Annotated in this window: 7 protein-coding genes; all 7 read right to left on the reverse strand. The window is 56.0% G+C overall.

All coding sequences use genetic code 11. The annotated features are described in order from the left end of the window. On the reverse strand, positions 1 to 254 hold a 254-nt coding region (locus EJP87_RS18405), incomplete at its 3' end, for a hypothetical protein (protein WP_227657497.1). Positions 255 to 320: 66 nt separating this feature from the next. After that, positions 321 to 1,049, reverse strand: a complete 729-nt coding sequence (locus EJP87_RS06680; protein ID WP_130471085.1) for an SPOR domain-containing protein — start codon at positions 1,047 to 1,049, stop codon at positions 321 to 323. Between the two features lie 9 nt (positions 1,050 to 1,058). Beyond that, positions 1,059 to 1,880: a type III pantothenate kinase gene (locus EJP87_RS06685; protein ID WP_130471093.1), complete on the reverse strand. Its 822-nt coding sequence runs from the start codon at positions 1,878 to 1,880 to the stop codon at positions 1,059 to 1,061. An 8-nt stretch (positions 1,881 to 1,888) separates the two neighbouring features. Further along, positions 1,889 to 2,704, reverse strand: coding sequence for a biotin--[acetyl-CoA-carboxylase] ligase (locus EJP87_RS06690; protein WP_153188662.1), 816 nt, complete (start codon positions 2,702 to 2,704; stop codon positions 1,889 to 1,891). Next, positions 2,701 to 3,543: a carboxylating nicotinate-nucleotide diphosphorylase gene (gene nadC / locus EJP87_RS06695; RefSeq protein WP_130471087.1), complete on the reverse strand. Its 843-nt coding sequence runs from the start codon at positions 3,541 to 3,543 to the stop codon at positions 2,701 to 2,703. Before nadC ends, EJP87_RS06690 begins: the two co-directional genes overlap by 4 nt. Continuing rightward, positions 3,540 to 6,350 (reverse strand): valine--tRNA ligase, encoded by a 2,811-nt coding sequence (locus EJP87_RS06700; RefSeq protein WP_130471094.1) that lies wholly within the window; start codon positions 6,348 to 6,350, stop codon positions 3,540 to 3,542. The genes nadC and EJP87_RS06700 overlap by 4 nt, the downstream gene beginning before the upstream one ends. A 5-nt stretch (positions 6,351 to 6,355) precedes the next feature. Beyond that, on the reverse strand, positions 6,356 to 8,183 hold a 1,828-nt coding region (locus EJP87_RS06705), incomplete at its 5' end, for a hypothetical protein (RefSeq protein WP_227657500.1).

Genomic DNA, 8,183 nt, shown 5'->3' on the forward strand with positions numbered 1-8,183 from the left:
CAGGGCTTTGCCCTGCACCCACCAGGAGGAGATAATCTCCTCCTGGACCTCCATAATAATTTTCTGATTTGCAAATGTGATTGCCATGGAAAAAAATCAGAACCTACGCAGGGAAATTTTTTCTTGTGGCGCCGCGCCTCTGCTGCAATCGACTGCTCCTCCTGCAGCGATATGGCGCGCTTGTTTGTCTCTTTTCTGTCTGTTGCTATGCGCATCGCAGTTGGGTGCACGCCCTTGTGCTGCTGTGCTGGCACAAACTGTTTCCCTGCCTGTCTGCGAGAGCTTGGCTCAACACAATCGCATTGGTGCATCACCGCGGCCTATTTTGATGCCGGGGCGGCCCACTCCTTGACCACCGGTACCGTCAGACTGAGTTTGGCTACCCGTGCACTCGCTTCATTGGCTTTGGCCTTCGACGGATAGGGGCCCACACAAACCCGACTGACCGAACGATCCTCCTCCACCTTGACCAAACGCAGCATCTGTACCCCTTTGCTGCGAATCTTTTCCATCTCCTGCAGCGCCTCGCCCAAAGCATAGCTGCGGCCCAGAGCAATGACCGAGCCCTCCCAGCTCTCCTCAACTTTGACGGCAATCCCGGCTGCCTTTAATTGTGCCTCTGCCTCTTTCAGCTCTTTTTTGTTGGCAAACGGTCCTGCCTGCAGCGAGTTGACCTTGACCTTTTCCCGACTGGTCTGGACCCAAGGTTCCAAGCCCCCTTTGCGCAAGCGCTCCAAAACCGTCTCTATCCCTTGATCAAAAAATCCGCCCGTCTGCACAATATACTCCCCCTTGCTATCCTGTTCGCTGACAGGGGCCGGTTTGGCTTTGGCAACCGGGGCAACCGGCTGCACCACGGGTGGTGCAGGGGCCTCCTTGATCTTGGCATCCGCCAGCGCCAGGCGCCGTCCGGTAATCGGCGGGCCATACCAGATATCCTCTTGACTGGTCGATGGCATGGTCAGAAACAGGGCCAGATTCACCCCAGCTAACAGGATCAATACCCCTAAGGGCATCGCCCTGGAGATAATCGAGGCATGCGCAGACACGGGATGCTCCTAACGATTGCGTTCGTATAACAGTTGCAGACCGGATAAGGTCAAAAATTCATCTACCTGCTCAATACATTTGCTCGCTCCGGCAATCATACGTGCCAACCCTCCTGTAGCCAGTATGTGCACCGAAGTAAATCCTGATTCGGCGATCATGCGTTCCACCAAACCATCCACCAACCCAACATATCCCCAATATAACCCCGATTGCATGGCCCCTACCGTATTGCGACCAATCACACTCGGTGGACTAACCAAATCTATGCTCGGCAGTTGTGCTGTCTTTTCCGACAACACCTTGGTCGCCAAGCCTAAACCGGGGGCGATGGCGCCTCCCAGATATTCTCCGCGCTCGCTGACCAGATCAAAGGTGGTCGCTGTGCCAAAATCCACCACCAAAACCGCTTTGCGCAATCTCTCATATGCCGCCACCGCGTTGACAATGCGATCGGCACCTACCTCGCGCGGATTGTCACACAAAATCGGCATGCCGGTTTTAATGCCCGGTCCAACCAGTAACGGTTGCAGATGAAAATAACGTTTGAGCATGCGTACCAAAGTTGCCTGGAGTGGGGGGACCACACTGGCAATGATGGCGGCACTGATCTGTTGCATCTGCAAACCCGACAGATTCAGGAGGTTTGCAAATAAAATACCATATTCATCATTGGTTTGCTCGGTGCGCGTCGCCACCCGCCAATGGCGCAACAAAATTTTGCCCCGTCCATCCCGTTCGTAGGGTCCGGCAACCGGTAAGGGTTCGTTTTCGTCTGTTTGATACACCCCCAAGACAATATTGGTATTACCGACATCGATCACCAGAAGCATGCGTTTGCTCAATCCTCTCCCAGAAGCGCCACATCACCAGCCACCACACGGGTCAGCATACCATCGGCACACCGTACCAGTAAACAACCATCCGCATCCAATGTCACGGCTTCCCCGACAAAGGAGCGATCGGCCAGACGTACAGAGAGCGGGCGGCCAGCCCAATCAGCCACGCGCCACCACTCTGCCGCCAGGGGGGCGCATCCCTTCTGTAGATAGTCTCCATAGAGCGCTTCCCACTGCAGCAGCAGATCGGCTAAAAAGAGTCCGCGATCTATGGTAAAGGGCAAAGCCTCTGCCAAATGGATAGCCTGCTCCTGCAACGGATCGGGAAAATCGCCACGACTGCCGTTCAGATTGACCCCGATGCCAACGATGACATAATGGGTTTTTTCTCCCTCGGCCCGCATTTCGGTCAGGATACCGGCGGCTTTGCGTCCACGCAACAGCAGATCATTGGGCCACTTGAGCCGACACTCTTCTATACCCCACTGCTGCACCGTTTTCCACAATGCCAAACCGGCCAGTAATGTCAATTGTGGCGCATGGCGCGGTGCCACTGCCGGGCGCAGCAACAGCGAGCAGTACAGATTGATGCCGACTGGTGAGAACCAGTGTCGCCCCAAGCGGCCTCGCCCCTGGCTTTGCTGCTCGGCCACCACCACCGTACCCTCTGCGGCCCCTTGTTGCGCCCATTCTGCGGCCTGTCGGTTGCTGGAATCCAACAGCGCATAATGATGATAGAGCTCTGGGCGAAAGAGAGAGCCGCGCAGCAGCGAGGCCATCCGTTGGCCGCTTAGTTCCGTTACGCTCTCCTGACTCAAATTTTCACCAACAGGGAGACATCTTTACTGACAGCGCTATGAGTAATGGCGCCCACGGAGATCAGATCCACGCCGGTCTCTGCCAACTCCAAAACATTGTCCAGGGTAACATTGCCACTGGCTTCCAGCAACACCTTGCCACTGGCCAGATCGACGGCGCGGCGGATATTTTCCAGGCTCATGTTATCCAAGAGAATTGCATGGGCACCGGCATCCAACGCCTCCCGAACCTGTTCCAGGGATTCGCACTCCACCTGGATGCGATGCAGATGGCTGACCGACTCTTCCACCCGTTTAATCGCTTCGGTGAGGCTGCCAGCCAGCGCGATATGATTCTCCTTGATCAACACGCCATCATCCAGACCCATGCGATGATTGCGTCCACCGCCAATGCGCACGGCATATTTTTGCAACTGGCGCAAGCCAGGGGTGGTTTTGCGGGTGTCGATAATCTGGGCATTGGTACCGGCAATCTTCTCCACAAAACGCCGGGTCAGGGTGGCCACTCCCGAAAGATTTTGGAAAAAGTTTAAGGCTACCCGCTCTCCGGTCAAGATACTGCGGGCTGGACCATTCAAGGTACAAATGATATTGCCCGCCTGGACCCCACCGCCATCAGGAGTCTCCGGCAACATGCGGATCCGGCTGTCCAATATGGAAAATACCTCTGCGATAACCGGCAAACCACAGACCACCAGATCTTCTCGAGCGATCAAAACCGCTTCTGCTTTTTGTCCCGGTCGGACGATGGCATTGGTGGTAATATCCCCCCGGCCTATATCCTGAAACAGGGCATTTTTGATGGTTTCCGACCAGTGACCAGACCAGACAAAATTCATCTTTGCCTCCGTAGTTCATCCATGCGCTGCAACGCCTCTTGCATACCCAACCGTTTTTCTGCCAACTCTTGCTCCTTTTTTTGTTCTTTGGCCACCACTTCGGCTTTGGCGTTGGCCAAAAAAGCAGGATTGTTTAATTTGCCTGTGACCCGTTGCCAATCGCTTTCCAGACGCAGCAACTCTTTGTTAAGACGGGCATATTCCGCTTCCGCATCGATCACCCCAGCCAGGGGCAGATAGAGTTTGATCGAGGCCAGAACAGCAACGGCACAGCCGACCGGCGCCTCATCGGTCAACGCTTGCCATCCCGTCAAACGGGCCAACGGTAGAATCAGCCCCTCATAGGGGCGAAAGCTCTGTTCCAGGGTTGCCGGATCGGCGGCGACCAACAGCGACAAGCGTTGTCCGGGGGGAATATTATTTTCGCTGCGCAGGGTGCGCACAGCCGTTACCACCTCTTGGACCAGGGCAATATGCCTTTCCAGCTCGGGATTATGCCAGGAGGAGCGGCTTTGTGGCCAGGAGGCCAACATCAGCGAGCCGATCGGTTGTGGACAGCCGCTCAAGGGGGCCACCTTTTGCCACAACTCTTCGGTGATGAAGGGCATCAATGGATGCAGCAGACGCAGGGCCTGCTCCAGAACATGCAGCATGGTTTGCCGTGTGTTCTGTTGCTGCTCTGCAGTCAGTGTCTCCTGGCCATAGAGACGCGGTTTTACCCACTCCAGATACCAGTCGCAATATTCGCCCCAGAGAAAATGGTACAAGGCGGTGGCGGTTTCGTCGAAGCGATATTTGCTCAAGGAGTCATCGACCGTGCGCAGCAACCCCTGCAGGCGGGAGAGGATCCAGCGATCCACCAGCGACAGGGCGGCATCGGGCGGCAGGGCGCCATTCTCTTGCCCCTCTGTGTTCATCAGCACAAAGCGTGCGGCATTCCACAGTTTGTTGCAAAAGTTGCGATACCCTTCCATACGGTTGAGGTCAAATTTGATGTCGCGCCCTTGGGTAGCCAGGCTGGCCATGGTAAAGCGCAGGGCATCGGTACCAAAGGCGGGAATGCCTTGGGCAAACTCTTTGCGGGTGGCGGCGGCTATTTTTTCCGCCAGTTGTGGCTGCATCAAATCGCGGGTTCGTTTTTCGAGCAGCGCTTCCAGATCGATACCATCGATCAGGTCGAGCGGATCCAAGACATTACCCTTGGATTTGCTCATTTTATTGCCTTCGCCATCGCGCACCAGACCGGTGATGTAGACAGTACGAAAGGGCACATCGCCGGTAAATTTCAGCCCCATCATGATCATGCGGGCGACCCAGAAAAAGATGATGTCAAAGCCGGTGACCAGCACATCGGTGGGATAGAAGGCGCGCAGTTCGGGGGTCTGTTCCGGCCAGCCCAAGGTGGAAAAGGGCCACAAGGCAGAGGAAAACCAGGTATCCAGTACATCATTATCCTGGGTAAGAGGCAGCTCTTGGCCATAATGGGCCAGGGCCTGTTGTTGGGCCTCCTCTTTGTTGCGGGCCACAAAGATGCTGCCATCGCTGCCATACCAGGCCGGGATGCGATGGCCCCACCAGATCTGTCGCGAGATGCACCAATCCTGAATATTGTGCATCCACTCAAAATAGGTTTTTTTCCAGGAGTCGGGGACAAAGCGAATCCGACCATCTTCGACGCAACGAATTGCTTCGGTGGCGAGGGGGGCTGCGCGTACAAACCATTGATCGGTCAGATAGGGTTCGACCACCGCTTTGCTGCGATCACCACGGGGAATCATCAAACGATGGGCAACCACCTGAACCAGTAAGCCCATCTTTTCCAGATCGGCGATGATCTGTTTGCGGGCGACATAGCGATCCATGCCCTGATAGGCGGCAGGAGCCTGTTCGTTCAGGGTGGCATCGATGGTGAAAATATTGATTTGCGGCAGGTTATGGCGTTTTCCGACCTCATAGTCGTTAAAATCATGGGCCGGGGTGATCTTGACGCAACCGGAGCCAAAATCCATTTTGACCGATTCATCGGCAATGACAGGGATCAAGCGTTCAGCCAGTGGCAAACGCACCTCTTTGCCAATCAGATGCTGATAGCGTTCATCCTCAGGATGCACGGCCACGGCGCTGTCGCCGAGCATGGTCTCTGGGCGGGTAGTAGCCACCACCAGCGAACTGCTGCCATCGGCCAGCGGATAGCGCAGATGCCAGAGAAATCCCTCCTCTTCCTCGGAGATCACCTCTAAATCGGAGACAGCCGTATGCAGTACCGGATCCCAGTTGACCAGGCGACTGCCTCGATAGATCAACCCCTCCTGATAGAGGCGTACAAACACCTCTTGCACCGCCGCCGAAAGGTGGCTGTCCATGGTAAAGGCTTCGCGTTGCCAATCGCAGGAGGCGCCCAGGCGGCGCAGTTGGCGCACGATGCTGCCTCCTGACTCCTCTTTCCAACGCCAGACCCGCTTGAGAAACTCTTCACGGCCCAGATCATGACGACTTTTGCCTTCGGCGGCCAACTGCCGCTCTACCACCATTTGCGTGGCAATTCCAGCATGATCGGTACCAGTTTGCCACAAGGTGTGTTCGCCACGCATGCGTCGTTGGCGGATCAGGGCATCCATCAGGGTATCCTGAAAGGCATGACCCATATGCAGCGTACCGGTCACGTTGGGTGGCGGAATCATAATACAATAAGAGGGACGATCTCCCTTGCTGCCAGCGGCAAAATAGCCGCTCTCTTCCCAATGGGCATACCAACGCCGTTCGACTCCGACAGGATCATAGGCTTTGGGTAGTGAAGATTCCGACATGCTCATCAACCGTTTCCTTCGCACTTCTCTTCAGGAGCAGGGGTCGCGCGCGCAGTGCTCTCCCCTGTGCTTTCTTGTTTAATCCGTTGCAACTCAGCCCGGATGGCCTCTTCCAGCATGCCGGGCAACATGGTGCGCAACATCTGGCGCGCCATCTCTTCCACCAATCGTTCCACCCGTTCGCCAAAACACTCTTGCAAGCGTTGCACCGACCACTGTACTGGCGGTGGGGGAGCCTCGTTTGCGGGCAGGGGCGACAGGGAGGCACAGGAGGGTAACAGCGGTGGCGGAGCAGCCAGAGTGACCGCCGCAAATCCAGAGGGCAGGGGGATTTGTACCACTTCCGCATGTACTGCCGTCAAGGCCATTACCGATGGTGTTGTCTGAGTTTTTTCTACTGCTGTTTCCGGAGGGAGCGCCGCTGCGACAGCAACGGGGAGGCTGCTTTCTGCAGAGGGTGGCTGCGTTTTTGCGTGGTCGCTGTCTGACTCTGGAGCCAGCTCTGCTGTGCGCGAGGGGGAGTCTGTTGCGCTGTCAGACGGCAGATCTGTGTTGGCTGCCGCTCCCAAAGAGCCATTATCCTGCTCCGTGGGGGCAAGAGGTTCACGTTCTGCAGTTGCAGCGACCGGTATTTCCTCCACGGTTTCTACAGCGACTGGTTCTTCTTCTACAGCGACAGGCTCTTCTTCTACAGCGACTGGTTCTTCTTCTACAGCGACAGGCTCTTTTTCTGCAGTAACTTCTGTAGCAGGATTTTCTGCAGCGACAGCCGGTTCTTTTTCTGCGACAGCTTCGGCAGCAGGCTCTTCTTCTGTAGTTACTGCAGCGACCGGTTCATCTTCAGCGCTTTCTGCAGCGGCTGGCTCTTCTTCTGTAGTAACTTCTGTAGCAGGATTTTCTGCAGCGACAGCCGATTCTTCTTCTGTGACTGCTTCGGCAACAGGCTCTTCTTCTGAAGTTGTTTCAGCGACGGGTTCAGCTCCTGTGGTCTCTTCAGCGACAACCGGCACACTCTCTGCGATTTCCGCAGCGATCGGTTCTGCTGCATCGGCAGCCGGTTCTTCTTCCTCTGCGCCAGCTTCGGCAGTCGGCTCTTCTTCCTCTGTAGTTATCTCAGCGGCAGGTTCTTCTGCAGAGATTTCTGCAGCGGCCGGTTCTGCTGCATCGCTTTCTGCAGCGACGGCCGGTTCTTCTTCTGCGGCCTCTTCAACAGCAGGCTCTTCTTCTGGAGTTACCGCAGTGACTGCTTCTTCTACAGCGACCAGTTGATCTTCAGCGCTTTCTGCAGCGACAACTGGCACATCTTCTGCGGCCGCGTCGGCAGCAGGCTCTTCTTCTGGAGTTATCTCAGCGACTGCTCCTTCTGCAGCGACTGCTTCTTCTTCTGTGCTTTGTGCAGCGACTGGTTCTTCTTCTGTGCTTTGTGCAGCGACCGCTTCATCCTCTGCGCTTTCTTCAACGACAACCGGCACATCTTCTGCGGCCGCGTCGGCAGCAGGCTCTTCTTCTGGAGTTATCTCAGCGACTGCTTCTTCTGCAGCGACCGCTTCATCCTCTGCGCTTTCATCCGTGACAACCGGCTGTTCCTCTGCACTTTTTTCACCAGCACTCGCTGCTTCTGTTGTTGCTTCGACTGCAGGCTCCTCTTCTGTTATTTCCCGAGCAGCACTCTCTTCTGCCTCTGTTTGGTCAGCGACCCTCTCCTCTTCAGCAACTCTGTCAGCGACCCGCTCTTGCGCAGTGGCTGTGGTCGCGACAATGGCTTCTGGTGCGCTCTCCGCAGCCGTGTTGTCAGTGCCTGACAGTGCGCTGCTGGGTTTTGCGCTCTCCTCT

Origin of the sequence: Candidatus Magnetaquicoccus inordinatus (assembly GCF_004217665.1) — a bacterium.
Lineage (GTDB): Bacteria > Pseudomonadota > Magnetococcia > Magnetococcales > Magnetaquicoccaceae > Magnetaquicoccus > Magnetaquicoccus inordinatus.